Consider the following 20,890-nt stretch of genomic DNA (forward strand, 5'->3'; position numbering starts at 1 on the left):
GGTTGAGCTTATAATTATTATTTTCTAGAAAAGGGGTAAACAAATGGGCATGAAACATAAGCCAAAGAAAATGGGTCTGCTGCTTGCAGGACTAATGCTGACCTCCTTGGCGGCAGGCTGCTCCAGCAGCAATAACGCAAGCGGGAGCAACACTCCGGCGAATACGGAAGCTACCAAAGCACCAGCCACAGAAACAACAGCACCTGCACTGAACGCAGATGAGCCGGGCTGGAAAAGCGATACTTCACCGATTACCTTCGACTGGTACCTGAACTTTGCCTGGTTCGCCAACAAGTGGGGCGTTGACCCGACTTCGCAATATATTACCAAGAAGACTGGCGTTAACGTGAACTTCATCGTTCCTGCCGGTAATGAGAATGAAAAGCTGAATACGCTGATTGCTTCCGGCAAAATGCCTGACTTCATCACGCTCGGCTACTGGGAAGATGCGATCAAAAAAATGGTGGAAGGCGAGCTGGTGCTTCCGCTGAACAAGCTGGCTGAGGAATATGACCCGTACTTCTTCAAGGTCTCGGATAAAGATAAGCTGGGCTGGTATACACAGCCTGACGGTAACGTCTACGGCTATCCTAACTCTTCCTCTTCTCCTGCCGACTACGAAAAATATGGCGATACTTATGTTTCCAACCAGACCTTCGCGGTCCGCAAGGATATCTATGAAGCGATCGGCAGCCCGGATATGCGCACACCTGAAGGCTTCCTTGGCGCCCTGAAGGCAGCCCAGGAGAAATTCCCTGAAGTGAACGGACAGCCGCTGATTCCGCTGGGTCTGCATGAGTTCACCGAGAACGGCAATGATTCCCTTGAAGGCTACATTCAGAACTTCCTGAACATTCCTTGGGAAAAAGACGGCAAGGTCTACGACCGCGAGAGTGACCCTGAGTATGTCCGCTGGATGAAGACCCTCCGCCAGGCGAACCAGGACGGACTGCTTGCGAAGGATATCTTCATTGACAAGCGTGCTCAAATGGAAGAAAAGATCGTACAGGGCCGCTACTTCGCAATGCTCTATCAACGTACGGACTTCGGTTCCCAGCTCGGCACTATCTTCCAGAAGAACCCTGAGCAGGTGTACATTGCAGTAGACGGTCCGGCTAACACCAAGATGGATCAGCCTGCACTGAACGGCCCTGGGATCTCCGGCTGGACCGTAACCCTGATCTCGAAGGATGTTAAGGATAAGGCGCGTGCGATTAAATTCCTCAGCTATCTGAACAGTGAAGAAGGCAATAAGGATCTTTATCTGGGCGAAAAAGGGGTCAGCTATGATACAATTGACGGCAAGGACCAGTTCCTGCCTGAAGCGCTGAAGCTTATGAACTCCGACCGTGCAGCCTTCGATAAGCAATTCGGCTCTTCCTTCACTTTCTGGATGATGCAGAATACGAATATTACCGACCAGTGGAAACCGGAATCCGTGGAGCCGTTCAAGCAACTGGAAGACTGGACCAAGGGCAAATCGATCAATACTTCGGAGTTCCAGTTAATCGATCCTACGGGTAACTCACCGGAAGGCATTATCGCCACCAAGCTGAAACAGCTCCGCGGCAAAACGATGCCGAAGCTGCTGATGGCTGATTCCGATGCGGAATTCGACAAGATCTGGACGGAATATATTGCGAAAAAGGATAAGGAAGGCCAAGCGACCTTCGATGCCTACCGCCAGACGAAATATGAAGAGAATAAGAAAAAACTCGGAATGTAAGTTTTTAAATATATGACCCAATGGCCCGCATACTGCGGGCTTTTGGGCTATTTTCAAGAGGTGGGCATGAAAGAGAGAACAGGGGCATTATGGCACTCCTTCCACTACTGGTGGGGGCGGAGATCACTGCAGAGCCGGCTGATTGCGGCCTATATCTTCATTATTCTGGGACCCAGCCTGCTGGTGTCCTTCTATTCGTATCAGGAAATCAACAACACCTATATGCGGGATTCGATCGAGAAGAACAGCTATCTGCTGCAAATGGAGAGAATGCATGTACTCAACCAGATCGAGGCGATGGAGCGGGCTCTGCAGATGGCGTATAATGATAAAAGTGTCAGAGATTACCTGATCAGTGAGGACGATCCGACCCTGGGTGAGCTGATTGACTTCAATACGACTACCTTTTTGAATTTCAGCCAGATTCAGTTCAACAACCCGAATATCGAGCATCTGTATCTGTTCTCTGCCAGTCCGAATGTGTATGAGCTGTGGCCTGTTATTTTTCGTGAATCCCGGGTCTCTATGGAGCCCTGGTTCCAGCAGGCCATGAGACTGGAAGGAAGGCGGAATCTCTGGTCCTTTCAAAATACGGACATTGATCTGATGCAGCGATTCTCTGGGGGAGCCGGGGAAGGCCAGCCGAAGGTATCCGTGCTGCGGGAGATCAGTATCCCGGCAGGGAATCATATCGGAATGGTTCAGGTAGATATGCTGCTGAGCAAGTTCACGCCCAAGACTTATACCTCTGTGCAGGATAACGAATCCCAGATGGTCATTGTGGATGATGCGCTGAATCTGTTCACGCGCACCGATAACTCCTTCCTGACCACTGATTCCGGGCTGAGCGCAGCGATCAAGGAACGGCTGGCCGCCTACCGCAAGACCGGGGAATGGGAGATGGATTACAAGGAGAACGGGAACTCGTTCCTGCTGATTCAGGCGCCGGTGGAGCAGATTGATGCCTCCCTGGTCACTGTTGTCTCGATGAAAGGCCTCATGAAGGATATTTCGCGGACCCGTAATTTGATTATCGGGGTGAATATTGGATTTATTTTCCTGGTTACGGCGATTACGTATGTGCTGAATGCATTCATTCTGAAGAATCTCCGCCGCCTGACAGAGACGATGAAGAAGGTGCGCCGGGGCGAGCCGTATGGCAGTATTAAGGTCAGCGGGGGCGGAGAGGTCGGAGAGCTGGCGCATCATTTCTCCAAGCTCATGAATACAATCAATACGCTGGTTGCCCAGGCGGTCTATAAGCAGGCGCTGTCCAAGGAGGCAGAGCTGCGGACCCTGCATAATCAGATCGATGCCCATTTCCTCTACAATACGCTGGAGAATATCAAGATGCTTGCCGAAATCGAGAACCAGCGGACCATCTCGGATGCACTGACCCGGCTTGGCGGAATGATGCGTTATAATTTCAAATGGACCGGGGAATATGTGAAGCTGAGAGACGAGCTTCGCCACATCGAGAATTATATAGAAGTCATGAATATCAGGTTCGAACACACCATTCAATTGGAGCTTCATATTGACAGCGCTTATCTGGAAGTGGAGGTGCTTAAGATGTCATTGCAGCCGATTGTGGAGAACAGCGTGAAGCATGCCTGGAATGCAGACGGCGTGGAGTTAACGGACCGGATTGTGAAGATCGAGCTTACAGAGGCGGAGGGGGATATCTTCATTGTCCTTCGCGATAACGGGCTGGGGCTGACGCAGGAGCGGCTGGTGGAACTGCATGAGGCGATCTATGCGAAGGAAGAGCTTGGAGCGGACGCTTCCGGGATTAGCAGCGGTGGATATAAGGCGGGAGGCGTTGGACTGCGCAATGTGCATCAGCGCCTGCAGCTCTTTTACGGGGAAGCCTATGGACTGGAAGTGCAGAGCGAAGCAGGGAAGTGGACGGCAGTGTACATGTCTCTGCCCAAAGTTCTATTGACAGGGGATAATCAGCGATGATAAATCTGATGATTGTGGATGATGAGAGAATGATCCGTCAAGGTCTGAAGGTGATGATCGAACGGGAATATCCGTCGGTCTACAATATATCGATGGCGGGAAACGGTGCAGAGGCACTGGAGCAGTATAAGCGGGAGCGGCAGGATGTGATTATCACCGATATCCGGATGCCGATCATGGACGGGATTACGCTGCTGGCGCGGCTGTCTGCGGAAGCAGGGGCGGGCGGAGCTCCGGCTGTGATTATTCTCAGCGGCCATGATGATTTCGAATATGCCAAAAGCGCGATCCGCTACCGCGTTAAGGATTATCTGCTGAAGCCGATCCGCCGCGAGGAGCTGTTCGAGATTCTCGAACGCATAGCCAAGGAAGGGGCGGAGCGGGAATCCAGCAGCCACAAGCAGCTGCAGGAAGCAGAGGGCTACCGCCGCGAGCTGCGGGCGGCCCGTCTGCGCAGCCTCCTGATGCAGCAGGAGGGCGAGGTATCGGCGGCCCAGCAGGAGGAGCTTGCGGGGCTGGCGCTGCCTTTTACAGTAGGGGTGCTGAACTATTATCACAGTGACGGTACACGGATGAAGCCTGGAGAAGTGCAGGGGCTGCTGGAGCAGCTGGGCGGACCGCTGGAGCACAAATTCACGGAGATCCTGACGGACGGGGACGGGAAGCTGGTGCTTGTCGGAGAGGGGGAGAACTTCCTGGAGCTGGCGAGGAAGGCCGAGTCCAAGGAGCTAACGCGGCTGCTGCTCGGAATCAGCAGGGAGAGCCGCAGCGCCGAGCAGTTCCGCGCCTGTTATCTGGAGGCTTGCCGGGCGCTGCAATATACCTTCCTGTCGCCGCAGGCCAGCTTCGTGGACTATACGGATATTCAGGCTGGGCGGCTGAGCTTCCCGCTCCCCGAGGAGGAGCTGCGTAAGCTGCTTAATATGCTGGGCACCGGGCGGGAGAAGGAGATCAAGGCGTTGCTTGGTGTTGTTTTTCAGACGGAGCATCTGCTGAGACTGGATCTGAGTTACCTGGAGAATGTAGGGCGGAGTATGAATGAACGTGTACTGGATGAGGTGTTCCGTACCCATGGAGAAGCTTCGGTGGAGGTGCTGAAGCTCTACCGCCAAGTGGGCAACCTGCATAATTTCCGCCATTTCCACGACTATTACCGTGCGCTTGAGCATCTGCTTCTGAGCGTTAACGATTATATTATAGGCATCAAATCCGCTCACACCGAGCATGCCGATATGGAGGAAGCGCTGGCTTATATCGAAGCGAACTATGCCCGCCCGCTGAACATGGCGATGGTCAGTAATTATGTGTCCCTCAACTATTCTTATTTCAGTGAGGCATTCAAGGCCTACACCGGGGAGAGCTTCGTGCTGTATCTCAAAAAAGTCCGCATCCGCCACGCCAAAGAGCTGCTGGCCGATAACCGGGTCAAGCTGGCTTCCGTCTCCGAGTCCGTCGGTTTCGAGAACAGTAAGCAGTTCGCACGGGTATTCAAGGAACTGGAGGGCATCTCTCCCGGGGAGTACCGGGCGAAGCTGCTGATGGGGCGTTATCCCGGCCAGGCTGAGGATAAGGAGTCTTAGGGCTAGAGTAGATACAAGAACGATGGCAGATATAGCATTAGGTCCGGGTGACAAGACTTGCGGTTCAAATATAAGAATTCATATGTTTCACATGATAAATTATCCTTCTATTTCTCGCTGAAACGATACCGTCCTTAAAAGGACGGCAAAGTCGTTTCCACTTGTGATCTATGATAGGATGGATGGAAGGTCTGGAGGTATTTGTATGGAAGAGATCCAAGGAACACTGATTACGACAGATAGACTTGCCGCCGATTTCCGGCGGCTGGGTGTGCAGGAGGGAATGACGCTGCTGATGCATTCCTCCTTCAAGTCACTCGGGCAGTGGGTGGCAGGCGGACCCGTTGCCGTGATCCTCGCGCTGGAGCAGGTGCTGGGCGGGGAAGGAACACTGGTGATGCCGACGCAATCCTCGGATCTGACCGATCCGTCAGGCTGGAGCAGACCGCCGGTGCCGGAGGCCTGGTGGCCGGGCATCCGCGAGCATATGCCGGCGTACGACCCGGACCTCACGCCGATTCGCGGCATGGGGATTATCCCGGACTGCTTCCGCAAGCAGCGGGGGGTGCGGCGCAGCAGTCATCCGATTGATTCTTTTGCCGCCTGGGGGAAGAACCGGGATGTCATTATTGACGGCCATGGCCTGGAATATGCCTTCGGAGAGCGGTCGCCGCTGGCCCGGATCTATGAGCTAGGTGGAAGCGTGCTGCTGCTGGGCGTGGACCATGGGAACAACACCTCGCTGCATCTGGCGGAGTACCGGGCGGATTATGCCGGGAAGCAGGAAGTGATCGCAGGCGCTCCGATGCTGGTGGACGGTGCCCGGCAATGGGTGGAGTTCAGTGATTACAACTGGAATTCGGATGATTTCGCTCAGCTTGGCGCGGACTTTGACAAGGAGACCGGGCGGATTGCCAAGGACTTCATTGCAGCATCTGCGGCGCAGCTGGTCCCGCAGCGGGAGATAGTCGATTATGGGGTGAAGTGGCTGGAGCGCTGCCGCAGGTAATTATCGATACATACTTGGGTAAAGGGGAATCGGAATTCATGACTACTACAGTGTATATTACAAGACACGGGCAGACGGAATGGAATGTGCAGAAGCGGATGCAGGGTCATCAGGATTCGCCGCTTACGCCGCTGGGCGTCCAGCAGGCGGAATGGCTGGGCAAGAGCCTGCAGGATGTCCATCTGGACGCGGTTTATGCCAGCTCCAGCCCCCGGGCGCTGCGGACGGCAGAGATTATCCGGGGGGAGCGGGAGATTCCGCTTACCGCCTATGATGAATTCAGAGAGATTAACCTCGGCATCTGGGAAGGCCGGGAGGCCGGTGAGCTGGAGGAGCAGTACCCGGAGCAGCACCAGCTGTTCTGGGGTGATCCGGCGCTGTTCAGTATCCAGGGCGGCGAGACCTTCGCCGCCGTGCAGGAGCGTGCGCTCGGCAAGCTGCGTGAGTTGATAGACCTGCATGAAGGCGGCACGATCCTCATTGCCACCCATACGGTAGTAGTGAAGGTGCTGATGGCTTATTTTGAAGGCCGGGCCATGGAGAAGCTGTGGGATCTGCCCTACATCCACCCTACCTGCCTATGCAGAATTGATATTACAAACGGCGTGCCGGAGATTGTGCTGCACGGGGATACCAGTCACTATGTGACCGTTCAGGGCGAGCTGGAGTCCTGAGCAGCAGTTAGCGGATAGCAGCACAGCAGGTGCAGTTACGATAAACAGGCGATGCGCATGTGGCATCGCCTGTTTGGCGTGGGGCGGCGTGGGACAGATTACGGCGTGCGGGAGATCCTGATCATTGTGCAACACTGCGTCTGGATAGGAGCGGCTTGCGCGAAGATTCTGCATAAAGTGCAACACTGTGGCTCGATAGGAGCAACCTGGGCGAAGATCCTGCACGAAAGGCAACAATCCAGCTCCCGCTAGCCCCGAATCGCCCGAAATCCTGCAAAAGTTGCAACAATGTGCTGTAACCAGTATCAAAATTAGAAAAATCCTGCATAAAGTGCAACACTGTGGCTCGATAGGAGCGGTGTGGGCGGAGATCCTGCGCGAAATACAACACTGCCAGCTCCTTGAGGTCCATCTACATAGAGACATTGCCCGTCAGCGCAGCCTCCTGGCGTTGGCGGTCCCGCTGCTCCAGCACAGACAAGTCGCCGTCCAGCATCTTCAACCCAGGCAGGCGTAGGGCTACTCCGGCGTACAGCACCGGAAGCAGGCCTGCGGCAAGCAAAAGCACTGGAACCCCGTACAGCTCGGCGACCGTACCGGCGGCCAAGGCGCCAATCGGCGACAGGCTCCCGCCAATCAGGAAGCGGACCGAATTCACCCGGCCCTGAAGCTGGCCGGGCACGAGCCGCCCGTGCAGAGAGGAGCTTAAGGAGCTGAAGAAGGGCCCCATCAGTCCGGCGGCGAATACGGCGAATAGGGCGAAGGCATAGCTGGGGATGAAGCCCCACAGCATGGTGACGATGCCCGACAAGCCCAGGCTGCCCAGCATGACAGCGCGCCGCTGCTTAATCTCGCCCATGATGGAGATGACCCCGAGCCCGGCGAGGTAGCCAAGCGCAGACACTGTGGACAGTGTGCCTACAGCCGCTGCATCGCGGTGCAGCACCTCACGGACATAAGGGACCATCATCGTCCATATAGCTGTGGAGCTAAGATTGCTTACGGCAGCCATCATCATGATCGTCAGCATAGCGGGGAACCGCCGGTAGAACGAGAAGCCTTCGGCCACCTCCCGCAGATAGCCGGATATGGAGATGGCAGCGGCAGGCGTTCCGGCCGGCTTGCCCATCCGGGGCAGCCACAGCAGCATGGCAATCGCAGCCATATAACAGACGGCGTTGACCCCGAGCGCCGGCAAGGCACCGCTGGCTGCGGTCAGGATGCCGGCAAGCGCCGGGCCGAGCAGCACGGCAGCGCCCTTGCAGCCGTCAATGATCGCGAAGGCGCGCATCAGCTTGCCGGTCCCGGCGATTTCGGGGATGACGGCCATGGCCGTCGGCAGGAACAGCGCGGAGCAGGCACCGCTAAGACTGGCGGCAGCGAACAGCTGCCAGAGCTGGAGATGGCCGGCGAGTCCCATGCCGAGCGGAAGCAGGAGCGCCAGCAGCCGCAGCACGGCGAGGCAGGCCATGAACGCTGCGCGGGGCAGCCGGTCGGACAGCGGCGAGCCGAGCAGGCGCAGCACTAGCTCGGGAATCATGGAGCTGAGCGCAAGCGCCCCCATGGCTACCTTGGAGCCAGTCAGGTCATAGACCAGCCACTCCATAGCCAGCAGCCCAAAGGCATCGCCGAACGCGCTGAGTGAAACCGTGGATAACAATCCGTAATAGCTCCGTTTCTGCAACCTGCTCACCCCTTCAGATAATCCTCAATTTGCCCGGGCAGATCGTCCAGCGCCTCCAGCCGCAGGCTGTAGGAGACACTTTTGCCGCTGGTGTGAACGATGACCAGACCTGCTGCGCGCAGCGCGATCAGGTGGTAGTGAATCGTGCTTTTGGACAGCTGGACCGCCTTCACAATCTCCGTGAAATTCATCTGCCGTCCGGTAAGCTGCCGGAGAATGAACAGCCGGGTCTCATCCGACAATGCCCGGGTGAGCCGCAGGAGAGCGGCAGCAGGACGTCCTTCTCCCGGAGGGAGCGCATCGCAGGAGTAGCTGGTGAACACAAATTCATCATATTGAGAAGAGATGACCAGCGGACGGGCATGATACTGCGGAGTGATAATAACCTGCTTCAGCGTCTCCGACGGATAGAGCCGCATCCCTCCGGTAGCTGCCTCATATAGAGCCATATCATTCGTGCCGTCCAGCATCGCTGCCCGTACTTCGGCCTCCTGCCGCAGTCCTTCTATAATGGCCGGATCAATGCTGCTGAAATAGCTGTCATTCCACACGCGGATCACTTCAGCCGCCGCATCCCGCAGCCCGGCAAGATTCGCAGGCACACTCTGTCCGAACCGTCCGGCAATGTTGTAGAGTTCCCCCGGAGACAGCTCTTCGAACCAATGCAGGAATTCCTCCGCCGTACGCTCTCCGGGACAGCTCCAGATGAAGGGGGAGAGACTGAAATTATCGGTGAGCTTCAGCACTTCCTTCATACGCTGGAGCATGACAGGGGCGAACTGTGTCTGAACCTGGCGGACCCAGGGGGTCCCGGCATCCATAGCGGTATGATTTTGCTTGCCGATAAAAGCGTTCAGGCTGGTAATGCATTCATAGATAGGCGCGAAGTCTACAGTTACTTTATAATCCATAAGAAATTCCTGCTTTCTTGTGTAGTAGGGTTAGGCAAGAGAAATTATAGATAATGAAGAATAATTAATTTGTTCTATAAACGTAGAACTTATATTAGTTTTATAATAAACGAACCTTTTTAGTTTTGCAAATGATTCTTTTTTTTCGGAGGATGCGGCACAAGATATTTTTATCAGAGCAATGGAGCGGCTGCCGCAGTATTCGGAGGGAGTCTCTTTCTCGCAAAGAAGTAGTCTTATGCTTCACAAAATAACCCCGTAAAGTGGAGCTCCGGCCTCGATGATGACCCAGGTACTTTGCGGGGCCAAACATAAAAATTCTTATCTTTCAAAAAAGGCGGTTCCCGCAGCGCATCATGCGCCTTGGGAACCGCCTTTACAGATTTAAACCTCGTATAACGCTGTGGTGTGCGTGTGTTAGTTAATGAATTGCAGCGACTTCAAGGTCTTCTCCAGCATCGTAGCTGCTTCTGCACGGGTAGCCAGCTTCGCCGGAGCGAACGCACCATCAGGGGTTCCCTGAATGATGCCTGCTGAGGCGATCTCTGCTACCGCTGCTCTGGACCAGGCCGGGATGCTTGAGGCATCGCGGAATTTAGCCAGTACAGCCGGATCAGACGTCAGGGTCTTGCCGGTGTATTTCATGGCTTTGGACAGAACGGCTGCCATCTCCTGCCGGGTAATCGGACTGCCCGGCTTGAAGCTGCCGTCCGTGTATCCGGTAATCAGACCTGCGGCAGCGGCTGTCTGTACAGCTTCTGTGTACCAGGAGCCTGCGCTAATATCCTTGAAGGGGGTTCCCGGAGCAGCCGGGGCAAGGCCCAGGGAACGGGTAATCAACGCTGCGAACTCTGCCCGTGTTATGGACTGTGCAGGCGAGAAAGCGGCGGGGCTGGTGCCGGTAATCACCAGCTTCGAGGCCAGCAGTTCAATGGCGGATTGTGCCCAGTGCCCGGTAGTGTCACCGAAGGTCTTGGACGACTTCACCACAGTATAATAGCTGTTGCTGTTGCGCTTAATCGTTACTTCCGTATGTCCGTCTGCCGGACTACCAAAGACCGAAGGCACGAAGGATAGCTTACCTGTGGCCGGGTCAAAGGCGACACCAGTCGCACCCTTAGCATCAACTGCACCAGTGGCCGTGATTGTCCGCTTCACATAAGTGCTGCCGAAGGTGTTCAGCGGAACGCTGGTGGTACCTGCCTGGGCACTGATGCTGAATTCAATGACGGGCGCAGCAACAGTGATCGTACCTGCCTGCGCGGCGATGGCCTTGTTCAGGCTGTCCAGTATAGCGGTATCTGCCTGAAGCAATGAGACAGTAATTGTGAAATCACTGGTGCCAAGCCGTGCGGCCAGAGCCGTTCCGTTAATTAGACTCAGCGGCAGGGAGTAGGAAGCACCGCCGGTAGAGATGAAGGTCAACACTGTGTCGGGTTGTGCCGCCGCCTGCTGCACCAGCACACTGCCTGGCAGCACAGCCTGCGCGCCGCCTGCTGAAGCCGTGAGCGGGAGCTTCAGCTCATTAGTACCGGCGGGCAAGGCTGCAAACTGAGCGGTGAGATCCGCTGCAGTAAACGTGGTAACCTGCGGCGCTGCTCCCGTGCTTGGAGCAGGGGTGGCCGATGGCGTTGCTGTAGGAGTCACTCCCCCGGTTCCACCCGGATTAGATCCGCCCGGATTGGTGGTTGGTGCTGGTGTTGTAGTCGGACTTGGGTTTGGAACGGCGCCCTTCAGATCGGTGATCCGTCCTTCAACGCTGGAAGTCACCTGGAGGTGCTTCTTCAGATAGGCCAGCAGAACTTCGAAGTCAGGAAGACCCAGCTCGTAATAACGTCCGTCCGCCTTGGCTGAGGCCAGTGCACGGTAGAAGTCCCCGCCGCCTGCCATGAAGGAATTCGTAGACAGAATATAATAGCCTGCCGGATCAATCGGCAGATAAGACCCGTTCGCCTGTTTGATTTCAACGGAGATTATGCGTTCTCCCGCTTGCGTGACCTTGCCGGTTAATGAATCGATAATCTCCGGCTTCTTGGTAGAGTCATACGTGTATTTCATCCCCGAGACATGGGCGAAACGTCCCTGATCGGACTCCAGCCCGCTGACTGCGTTCTCCAGGGAGGAGATGATCTCTGCGCCGGTAACCTTCAGGGCTGCCAGACTGTTATTGAATGGGAGTGTGGTCAACACCTCACCCATCGTAATATCGCCCTTGTCAATCGCTGCACGAATGCCTCCGCCGTTCTGGATGGCGACGATGCCTTTGATCGTACTTTGGTCCTCCTTGGATACGAAGTTAGGCATTAGCTCGGTTACTTTCTCCGCAATACTGTCAGCAATCATATTGCCGATTGGCGTCTCTTCCTTACGCACCACGCGTACGGATTTCCCGTCAATGTCGCGGTTGGTGTAAAGGTCAACGTCCGAGTAGCCTACAACCTGGCTTCGAACCGTTGCCAGTTCGGCATCGTACGGGGCAAGAATTTTTTTGGCAGCAGCATCTTCACCGAACAGATTGACATCCAGCAATTTGCCCTGATAAGCCTTGACCTCGCCATCCTTATCGAAGGTAACGTCAAGCTCACCCAGGAACTGGCTGTATTCACCAGTCTGCACAATCAGGACCTTCTTGTCCGTACCTGCAATCACCACAGGGGCTGGCGGGTTATCGATCTTCGTATGGGAATGTCCGCCGACAATAATGTCGATCCCCGGAACGGCCTTGGCCAGCTCCTGATCCACAGTGTACCCCAGATGGGTGACGGCAATAATCTTGTTGATGCCCTGGGCTTCAAGCGCCTGGACGGTCCGCTTTGCACTTTCTACATGATCCTTGAAAATAATCTTATCACCAGGAGACGCGAGGCCTACAGTATCCTCAGTCGTCAAGCCGAAGATTCCGATCTTCTCTCCATATACGTCCTTGATGACGGAAGGATAGATGTGACCGTCTTTGGCAGTACTTTTGGACTCATCCGTCTTAAGAATACCAGTCATCTCTTGATAGAGATCAGCAAGCTCACTATTCTTGGTAGTGAAATCAATGTTGGAGCTGGCAAAAGGGAACTTGGCCGCCGTCACGAAATTCCGCAGGATTTCCGGATTCTCCTTGTTCATGTCAAACTCATGATTGCCGAAGGTCATCGCATCATAGCCGATATTATTCATGAACTTGATGTCTGCCTGACCCTTGAACTGGTTGAAATACAGGGTTCCGGAGAAGACGTCACCCGCATCCAGCAGTACCGTATTGCCTGTCCGTTCGCTGCTGATGGCGGAGGTCCGCTTGGTGATATTCTCCAGATGGCTATGGGTATCGTTCGTATGCAGGACCCGCAGATTGAAATCTGCCCCGCCGAAATCAATCTGTGCGAGCAGCGGATCATGGTCACTGATCCGGATGCCGTCGGCATCCGATACAGTGCCCTTCGGATAATCTCCCGGATCTGCAAAATCGGCATTAATATGCACGATATCAAGCTTGCTGGCAGAAGCCAGCCGGTTATTGACGAGGATATGATCCAGCGTCTGGGAGTTGCCCTGGAAGTTGTAGGAATACCGTTCATTCAGCGGCAGGGTACTTACAAGATTCGTAAGCGCACTGCCCTTGAGGATATTAAGCGTGTCTGAGAACTGGAAGTCATTCAGATCGCCGAGCACGACAAGATTGGCCTCAGGATTCTTCTGAAGCACATCCTCAGCGAAGCTGCCTACTACCTTGGCGATCTTGGCCCGCTGAACTTCAGTCGAGAAGACCGGAGGCTGAACGGAACCGAACAGATAGTTGTCGCTGCTCTTGGAGTTGAAGTGATTAGCAATTACGATGATTTCTTTGCCCCCGAAAAGGAACTCGGCAGCCAGCGGCTTGCGCGACTCCTTGAAGGCCTCATTGCCCGGATCAATGCGGCCCGGATTCAGGCTTAGGCCAGAGCCGGCGGCATAGCTTACAGCGTCTGTAGCTGTACCGGGTGTGCCCGGCTTCAGAGTGACGCGGTTCATATTGTATAGGAAGCCGGAGCGGATATTGCCGTCCGGAACGCCGCCATCCTGGTTGTTCTGCGGTGCGATATCCGTGTAACCATAGTTAGATGCACCGCCGTCAATGGCAGCAATGGCAGCAATCAGCGCTTTGTAGTTCTCGCTGGCATCCGTTCCGCTTTTGCCGGTTCCATCGTTATCCTGTACTTCTGTCAGGCCAACGATGTCCGGTGTTTTGAGATTGAGTACAATATCTTTGGCGACATTGGTGATTTTGGCAGGATCATTGTGCTGGGAGAAGTTCTCAATGTTAAAAGAAGCGATGTTCAGCTTATCCGCATCTCCCGGGGAGAGCGAGGTCACTTCTCTCTTCAGCTTGCTTGGGGAGACATCCGGCAGGCCGTCTGTTTCCGTAGAAATCAGGAATTTGCCGTAATCATAGGTCAGAATACCGGTGACATTGCCCAAGAATTGTTGGCCTGTAGTGAGTACCGGAGCGGTCTTCACCGAGAGAATCAGGCGCTGCGGGTTAAAGTCGGCACCCGTCAATACCAGTCCACCGGCAGGGGAAGTCACTTCAGTCGTGTTGCCTGTACCGTTGACGGTCACCACTGGGATTTCAAAAGTACTGCTGGAAGCATAGTAGACTGCAGGGCCCACGGTGGTCGGCTTGGCAAGCTCCAGACGCATGCCTTCCAGGCTCTCATAGAAGTCGATGGCATCGGTGGCGGGCTCGAACTTAGCCGGGTTCAGGCCGTCATCGTCGATTACAGCCGTTGGGATGAGGCGTCCGCCGGTGCCCAGCAGGGTTGGGGCCGGAAGCGGATTGCCGCTGCTGACAACCGTTGTCTGGCTGGCTGTAATCTGAGTGGTGGGTAACTGTCCCGAGCGGCCGAATTCTTTGACAACGCCGTCTACCGTGACAGCATCGCCTGGTTTAACGGCAATGCTTTTTCCCTTCTGATAGATTTGAATGGCTTCCGAGGTCTTGATATCGTTATCCATATCAGCGGCCGCAGACTGGATATAGAAGCTGTCCGCATCCTTGATGTAGGTAACAATTCCTTTGACGTCAACGACCGTTGCGTCCAAGTAAGGTGAGATATGTCCTGCGCCTTGAATCTGGTTAATCTTCAGACCTGCCAGTGCAGGAGAGACGCTGTATTCAAAAGTGGATGTGGGACCTTTCTCAGAATCGGGTAATGAGGCATAAGCTGTAATCTTAAGCGAGGTAATATCGGAGTGAACGGTGATTGGGGCAGTATACAACTGGTCTGCCACTTCTGCTGTAGTACTCTTGTTGGCGTAGACGCTGTAGTACACGCTTGCCGTTACAGAGGTGTTTAAAGTAATCTTTGACCCTGTACCGATCTTAGTGCCTGAGGCAGGGGATGCAGTAACGGGGGGAGCTTGGGTGGCCGCAGTGGCCGCAACCATATCGGCTGCTATAATCGGCTCTGCCGAGGCCGTCCCTGAGCCTGTGGACATTCCCGGGAAGATCCCGGTTAATAGCAATGCTGCCGCCAGGAATAGACTGAGCGGCTTCCTGCATTGTGAAGAAAGTTTCATGTGAGTATACCTCCCCATAAAATATCATTCGTACTCTATTATAATAGAGATAATATGAATCTAGCGCAATTTTTCGTCAATATTTGTTAAACTTGCATAAAATCATGGTTGGAAATGATGAAATAAATAAAAGTTTAATATATTTCATGGGGAATTAGTTATGTTTTCTGAAAAACATGTAAACTATATGTTATTTATATGCTAAAAAACGGCGGTCCCCTACTAAGTGAGGGAAGCGCCGGTTATTGTTGTTTTTGCTGTTAAAGAAACTATGATCATCAATCCACTTCCCCTCAACTCTTCTATGCACACATTATCCACCACAAACGGATGGTGCGCGGGCGAATGTAGGCAAAAAACCGATTACAATGTGCTGTCGGAGGGTGCGTGGGTTGGATGTAGTCGAAAAACTGATTACAATGCGTTGGCGGGAAGGTGCATGGGCCGATTGAACTCCGAGGTGAAGAAAAGGGGCATTAGTGCCCCTGAATGTACCCAATGTAAGCAGAAAGAGCAAAATCAGGGGCAGTACTGCCCCTGATTTTGCAGGATGTGGGTCAAAGGAGCGATAGAAGGAGCACTAATGCCCCTGAATTCGCCGGGTACCCCCAGAAGTGGGCGGATAGGTAGCCAATGGATAAGGTTAGGTTGCTTTACCTAGCTTCAATCCGCTCCGTCCCGCCCATATAAGGCCGCAGTGCCTGTGGGATATAGATCGAACCATCCTCCTGCTGGTGGTTCTCCAGCAGCGGGATCAGGATGCGCGGCGTGGCCACCGCTGTGTTGTTCAGGGTATGGCAGTATTGCAGCCGCCCGTCTTCATCACGGTAGCGGATGCCCGAGCGGCGGGCCTGGAAGTCGAGCAGATTGGAAGCCGAGTGGGTCTCCCCGTAAGCTTCTCTGCCCGGCATCCAGGTCTCAATGTCATACTGCTTGTGGGTCTTCATCGCCATGTCTCCGCTACAGACGGCGACTACCCGGTAAGGCAGCTCCAGCAGCTGAAGAATATGCTCGGCATTGCCGAGAATCTCCTGGAGCATCTGCTCCGATTCTGCCGGATCGTTCTTACACATGACCACCTGCTCGATTTTCGAGAACTGGTGGACCCGGTACAGCCCGCGCACATCGCGGCCGGCCGAACCCACCTCGCGGCGGAAGCAGGCCGACATCCCGGCCAGGCGCAGCGGCTGCTCCAGCTCCAGAATCTCATCGCTGTACAGCGAGACCAGCGACACTTCCGAGGTCCCGGCCAGCCAGCGCTTCTCGCCAGTCAGCTCGTAGGTCTGATCCCGGCCGCCGGGGAAGAACCCGGTCCGCTCCAGCGCCTCCGGGCGGACGATCACGGGCACATCCATGACGCTGAAGCCGCGCTGCATCAGTACATCCAGCGCCAGCCGCTGCACGGCCAGGTGCAGCAGGAGTCCGGCCCCCTTCAGCACATAGCTGCGGGGCCCTCCGGCCTTGACGCCGCGCGGAAGGTCCATAATGTCGTGCAGCTCTCCGAGCTCGACATGGTCCCGCGCGCGGAACCCGAAGACCGGCGGCGCGCCATGCCGCCGCAGCTCCACATTCGCGCTGTCATCCGGTCCGATCGGCGTATCCGCCGATACAGGATTCGGCGCGAGGAGCATCAGCTCGCTGCAGCGCTGCTCCGCATCCAGAAGCTCCGCCTCCAGCCGCGCCAACTCGCTGAGGGTCCCCCGCACCTGCGCCTTCACTTGCTCGGCGCCTTCATGGTCGCCCCCGCGCAGCAGGCGCTCGACCTCCTTGGTCAGCGCGTTGCGCTCCGCCCGGCGCTGCTCGGTCTCCCGGCGGGCCAGCCGCCGCCGGTCATCCCACTGCAGAAGTTCCTCCAGGGGGAACTTCAATCTTTTCCACTCGGCCGTCTTCCGTACAATGTCCTCATTCTCCCTGATCCAATTCATATCCAACATCTGCATCCGCTCCTTAAGTGTGGGTAAAAAAACGCAAAAAACGCCCTCATCCATGGGACGAGGAGCGTCAGCTCGCGGTGCCACCCAGGTTGACCTCATTCACGTATAGCAGCTATGCAGCGCGGAATCAGGCCCTCTTTGGTCTTCGCGGTAACGGGCGAAACCCGGTAAACTTAGGGAACAGGAAGCTGCTCCGGTCGCAGACGCCTCGCGGTTGGATGCCGGTCGTTGGCCTGGTGGGGGTATAGGTTTGCCGTTTATTATAACCAGAGCGGCAGCGGTTTGCAAGCATAAGAGGGGTTTGACAATATTCCTTGTACTCTGCTAGGATTATTACTAATTTAAAGTATTGGCGCCCGGCGAAGCAGCCCGGCCCATCCTATCTTGCGGACGGAAGAGGTGCGGAAATGGCCAAAATAGTCGTAATTAACGGAACACCCTCTCTGGTCTCACGGATTAATGCCGTGATTGAGTATGCAGAGAGTGCCCTGCGTGAACGCGGGTATGAAGTGGAGCGGATCAATGTCGCTGAGCTTCCGGCGGAGGATCTGATTCACACCAAGTTCGAGAGTGAAGCCATCGTCAAGGCGAATGGGATCGTGGCGGAAGCCGATGCGGTAATCGTCGTCAGTCCGGTATATAAGGCTTCTTACACGGGAGTGCTGAAGACCTTCCTGGATCTGGTGCCGCAAAAAGGGCTGGCCGGCAAAATCGTCCTGCCGCTCTTCATGGGCGGAAGTCTCGCGCATCTGCTGGCGATTGACTATGCGCTGAAGCCGGTACTGTCCGTACTTGGCGCCCGCTACATTCTTGGCGGCGTCTACGCCGTAGACTCCCAGGCAGTGCGTAACGACCAGGGCGTAGTTGAGCTGGCTGAGGAGCTGAAGCTTCGCCTGGACAGCGTGCTGGAAGAGCTGGCGGAAGAGACGGAGCATAAGGTGGGGCGCAAGGCAGGGCAATCAGCAGCCGTAGAATAACGTTAGGCTGCCGGCTCCATTTGCCGCCCGGTACAATCAAAAGGCACTACACTACCCGAATGCGGGAGTGTAGTGCCTTTTTGTATGGGGATTTCATACCCCTTGAAAGCTCAGCTCCGGCTCCCACAGTACGACCCTATCTCCCGCCAGACTCGCCGGAATATCAATGATCCGCTGGTTGCTGCTTCCCCGGTAGGAGAGGGTAAGGTCTTTGAGCTCTTCGACGAACCGTCCGTCGATCACGACCTGGCACAAGGCCAGCAGATTCCATTCCGCAGAGCCCGGTGAAGCCGTAAGCTCCTCGTACGTATAGCCGGTATAGATCCAGATTGGGAAGTCCGGCAGCTCCGCGCGCAGCTCGTGAATGAAGTCTGCAGCCTCCTCAGCCGAGAAAAAAGGGTCCCCTCCCGCAAGCGTCAAGCCGTCCAGCAGCGGATTGCCTGCAATTTCCTCTATAATCTCCCGCCGCCGCTCCGGGGTAAAGACCTCCCCGTAATTAAAGTTCCAGGTCTTTGGGTTGAAGCAGCCCGGGCAGCGGTGGCGGCAGCCGCTGAAGAAGAGGACGGCCCGCAGGCCTTCCCCTTCATTGATCGACTCCGGGTAATATCCGCAGATGTTCATAGATGCTTAACACGGTCCCGGACTTCGGCTTGCTTGGCAGCATTGAAGCGGGTCTGGTAGTCACCGGTCAGATACCCGGTAACCCGGCGCAGACGGCGGATATGGGTGGTATCCTCATGGGCATTGCAGGTCGGGCAATTCGTGCCGATAACCCCTTCATAGCCGCAGCCGGAGCAGCGGTCAATCGGATGATTAATGCTGAAGTAGCTGATGTCCTGCTCCAGCGCGTATTTGATGATTTTGACGAAGGCTGACGGGTTGCTCCGGGCATTGCCGTTCAGCTCGACATAGGAGATCGCTCCGGCGTTGCAATGTTCATGGAACGGAGCTTCCAGGCTGATCTTCTTAGCTGCGCTTAGTTCATAATAGACCGGAATGTGGAACGAGTTCGTATAGTATTCACGGTCCGTTACCCCAGGGATAGAGCCGAGCACCTTGCGGTCGATCTTCGTGAACTTGCCGGAGAGACCTTCAGCCGGCGTTGCAAACAAGGTGATATTGAGGTTAAGCTCCTCGCTCTTGCGGTCGCAATATTCACGCATATGGCGGACGATAGCAACAGCCTTGGCGTGAATCTCCATATCTTCGCCGTGGTGCTTGCCGTACATGGCTTTCATGCATTCAGCCATTCCAATGAAGCCCAGCGACAGACTGCCGTGCTTCAGCAGTTCGCCTACGCTGTCATCGGGGGCAAGCTGCTCGCCGCCTTCCCAGACGCCTTCACGCATCATGAAATCGGAGGCTTTGGCCTTCTGGGAAGCCTGGATACGGAAGCGGTGCAACAGGCCGTCCAGTGCAATATCCATATAGTGATTGAGGTCGTCGAAGAATCCTGCTTCGTCAGCAGCGAGGCGGCGGCCGGTTATCGTGCCGTGGGCCAGTCCAAGACGCACCAGGTTGAGCGTGTTGAAGGACAGGTTGCCTTTGCCGGAGCAGTGGTTGCGTCCGAAGCGGTCGCTGAGTACACGGGTCCGGCAGCCCATCGTAGCGAACTCGGTATCCGGGTCAGCCGGATCATAATACTGCATGTTCAGCGGAGCGTCCAGATTGGCGAAGTTCGGATATAATCTGCGCGCCGAGCACTCGGCTGCCTTCAGGAACAGCTCGTAGTTAGGATCACCCGGTTGCTGGTTGATGCCTTGCTTGCATTTGAAAATCTGAATCGGGAACACCGGTGTCTCCCCGCTGCCCAGTCCGTTCATCGTAGCCGTTAGCAACGAGCTGATCACAAGCTGGCCCTCTGGTGAGGTGCAGGTGCCGTAGTTGATGCTGGTAAAAGGAATCTGGCCGCCGGAGCGGCTGGACATCGTATTCAGGTTATGTACCATACTCTCTGCGGCCTGCAGGGTCTCGCTCTGCGTCTCCTTCAGGGCAAAACGGAAGGCGCGCGGATACTGCTCAGCCAGATCGCTGCGGCTCATCGTAATCTCCCCAAGTGCAGAACCCTCTGCATTCTCCTCGAAATACTCCAGACCTTTGCGGAAGAGCTTGGAGAAGGATTTGGTAACATAAGGGGCCAGGTCATAATCCAGCTTATTGGCGGATACGCCGCCGTACTGCGCATTCTGCTGTGACTGGAAAATAATCGCCACCAGCGACATCGCCGTCATAATCGAGTTAGGAGGCCGTACACTGCCGTTGCCGGTGTTGAAGCCTTCACGGAGAAGCCGTTCGAACGGAATGAAGATGCAGTTCGTGGTTCCAATGGCGTATTGATCAAGGTCATGTACATAGACGACATTATCCAGGGTAGCCTGTACCAGCTGTGGCGGCATGGTGAAATTGCGTGCATACCATTTGGAGTATTCACTGCCGAACTTGCTCATTTTGCCGGAGAAGCTCTCCCCGTTCAGGTTGGCGTTCTCGCGCAGCAGATCCAGATCCCGGCTGTCGATAATATCCCGTCCCAGATGAATGACCTCTTCCAAAAGATCCTCCTGTGCAGCTTGTCCTTCGTTATAACGTTTCTCCAGCAGTGTCATTATATAACTCTCTCCTCTCGGGTATTGTAAGCGTAATATGTAATATAGATAGAATGGTCAGGACATCAGTAAAAAAGCACCCCCGGCCGGGAAGGCCGGAAATGCCCGAATGCATGATGCAAAGATCCGGTAAGCGGAAATTTGCCTGTGGTCTGGGTGGAACATACGAGCAGACACGGGGCAAATAGCTTACGCCCGTTCTTGTATATTCCGCAGAGCCGATACCTGAAGATAATCCCCGATCGTCCTCAGGTATCGGCAGCCTATGGCCCGATTGACG

At 55.2% G+C, this 20,890-nt stretch carries 12 protein-coding genes; 6 read left to right on the plus strand and 6 right to left on the minus strand.

All coding sequences use genetic code 11. The features are described 5' to 3' along the window. The first annotated feature begins 43 nt into the window (after positions 1 to 43). The 5 genes from NYE24_RS22760 (at position 44) to NYE24_RS22780 (ending at position 6,954) form a co-directional block, all read left to right on the plus strand. Positions 44 to 1,726 carry an extracellular solute-binding protein gene (locus tag NYE24_RS22760; RefSeq protein ID WP_083678085.1) on the plus strand — a complete coding sequence of 561 codons (1,683 nt, stop codon included), beginning with the start codon at positions 44 to 46 and terminating at the stop codon, positions 1,724 to 1,726. Positions 1,727 to 1,792: 66 nt separating this feature from the next. Further along, complete coding sequence (locus tag NYE24_RS22765; protein WP_036702115.1) at positions 1,793 to 3,691, plus strand: sensor histidine kinase; 1,899 nt, start codon at positions 1,793 to 1,795, stop codon at positions 3,689 to 3,691. Further along, the gene (locus NYE24_RS22770; RefSeq protein ID WP_036702117.1) at positions 3,688 to 5,271 is read left to right on the plus strand and encodes a response regulator; all 1,584 of its coding nucleotides are present in this window, start codon (positions 3,688 to 3,690) and stop codon (positions 5,269 to 5,271) included. The genes NYE24_RS22765 and NYE24_RS22770 overlap by 4 nt, the downstream gene beginning before the upstream one ends. Positions 5,272 to 5,476: 205 nt before the next feature. Beyond that, positions 5,477 to 6,280, plus strand: a complete 804-nt coding sequence (locus NYE24_RS22775) for an AAC(3) family N-acetyltransferase (RefSeq protein ID WP_076160230.1) — start codon at positions 5,477 to 5,479, stop codon at positions 6,278 to 6,280. 38 nt (positions 6,281 to 6,318) lie between these two features. After that, positions 6,319 to 6,954: a histidine phosphatase family protein gene (locus NYE24_RS22780; protein WP_036702155.1), complete on the plus strand. Its 636-nt coding sequence runs from the start codon at positions 6,319 to 6,321 to the stop codon at positions 6,952 to 6,954. 412 nt (positions 6,955 to 7,366) lie between these two features. On the opposite strand, the gene NYE24_RS22785 is transcribed toward NYE24_RS22780, so the two are convergent. From NYE24_RS22785 to serS, 4 genes are all read right to left on the minus strand, one after another. Further along, complete coding sequence (locus NYE24_RS22785; RefSeq protein ID WP_342476737.1) at positions 7,367 to 8,638, minus strand: MFS transporter; 1,272 nt, start codon at positions 8,636 to 8,638, stop codon at positions 7,367 to 7,369. A 5-nt stretch (positions 8,639 to 8,643) separates the two neighbouring features. Continuing rightward, complete coding sequence (locus NYE24_RS22790) at positions 8,644 to 9,549, minus strand: winged helix-turn-helix domain-containing protein (RefSeq protein ID WP_036702123.1); 906 nt, start codon at positions 9,547 to 9,549, stop codon at positions 8,644 to 8,646. Between the two features lie 417 nt (positions 9,550 to 9,966). Beyond that, entirely contained in the window at positions 9,967 to 15,096 is a 5,130-nt protein-coding gene (locus NYE24_RS22795) for an S-layer homology domain-containing protein (protein WP_342476738.1), read from the minus strand. 653 nt (positions 15,097 to 15,749) lie between these two features. Beyond that, positions 15,750 to 17,030, minus strand: a complete 1,281-nt coding sequence (gene serS / locus NYE24_RS22800) for a serine--tRNA ligase (RefSeq protein ID WP_076160240.1) — start codon at positions 17,028 to 17,030, stop codon at positions 15,750 to 15,752. A gap of 407 nt (positions 17,031 to 17,437) precedes the next feature. Between serS and ssuE the strand changes: the two genes are divergently transcribed. Then, positions 17,438 to 18,007 (plus strand): NADPH-dependent FMN reductase, encoded by a 570-nt coding sequence (gene ssuE / locus NYE24_RS22805; RefSeq protein ID WP_036702127.1) that lies wholly within the window; start codon positions 17,438 to 17,440, stop codon positions 18,005 to 18,007. A 93-nt stretch (positions 18,008 to 18,100) separates the two neighbouring features. Here the strand turns inward: ssuE and nrdG are convergent, their stop codons facing one another. Further along, positions 18,101 to 18,628, minus strand: a complete 528-nt coding sequence (gene nrdG, locus NYE24_RS22810; RefSeq protein ID WP_036702129.1) for an anaerobic ribonucleoside-triphosphate reductase activating protein — start codon at positions 18,626 to 18,628, stop codon at positions 18,101 to 18,103. Further along, positions 18,625 to 20,610 carry an anaerobic ribonucleoside triphosphate reductase gene (locus NYE24_RS22815; protein WP_036702130.1) on the minus strand — a complete coding sequence of 662 codons (1,986 nt, stop codon included), beginning with the start codon at positions 20,608 to 20,610 and terminating at the stop codon, positions 18,625 to 18,627. Before NYE24_RS22815 ends, nrdG begins: the two co-directional genes overlap by 4 nt. Positions 20,611 to 20,890: the final 280 nt, after the last annotated feature.

This window comes from Paenibacillus sp. FSL H7-0350, from assembly GCF_038593195.1.
GTDB lineage: Bacteria > Bacillota > Bacilli > Paenibacillales > Paenibacillaceae > Paenibacillus_AQ.

What these genes read in the sequence shown, in the direction of transcription:
- NYE24_RS22775 (WP_076160230.1), top strand. Translation starts at nt 5,477, where the DNA reads ATGGAAGAGATCCAAGGAACACTGATTACGACAGATAGACTTGCCGCC.
- NYE24_RS22765 (WP_036702115.1), top strand. Translation starts at nt 1,793, where the DNA reads ATGAAAGAGAGAACAGGGGCATTATGGCACTCCTTCCACTACTGGTGG.
- NYE24_RS22770 (WP_036702117.1), top strand. Translation starts at nt 3,688, where the DNA reads ATGATAAATCTGATGATTGTGGATGATGAGAGAATGATCCGTCAAGGT.
- NYE24_RS22815 (WP_036702130.1), bottom strand. Translation starts at nt 20,610, where the DNA reads ATGACACTGCTGGAGAAACGTTATAACGAAGGACAAGCTGCACAGGAG.
- NYE24_RS22795 (WP_342476738.1), bottom strand. Translation starts at nt 15,096, where the DNA reads ATGAAACTTTCTTCACAATGCAGGAAGCCGCTCAGTCTATTCCTGGCG.
- NYE24_RS22760 (WP_083678085.1), top strand. Translation starts at nt 44, where the DNA reads ATGGGCATGAAACATAAGCCAAAGAAAATGGGTCTGCTGCTTGCAGGA.
- NYE24_RS22780 (WP_036702155.1), top strand. Translation starts at nt 6,319, where the DNA reads ATGACTACTACAGTGTATATTACAAGACACGGGCAGACGGAATGGAAT.
- ssuE (WP_036702127.1), top strand. Translation starts at nt 17,438, where the DNA reads ATGGCCAAAATAGTCGTAATTAACGGAACACCCTCTCTGGTCTCACGG.
- NYE24_RS22790 (WP_036702123.1), bottom strand. Translation starts at nt 9,549, where the DNA reads ATGGATTATAAAGTAACTGTAGACTTCGCGCCTATCTATGAATGCATT.
- serS (WP_076160240.1), bottom strand. Translation starts at nt 17,030, where the DNA reads ATGTTGGATATGAATTGGATCAGGGAGAATGAGGACATTGTACGGAAG.
- nrdG (WP_036702129.1), bottom strand. Translation starts at nt 18,628, where the DNA reads ATGAACATCTGCGGATATTACCCGGAGTCGATCAATGAAGGGGAAGGC.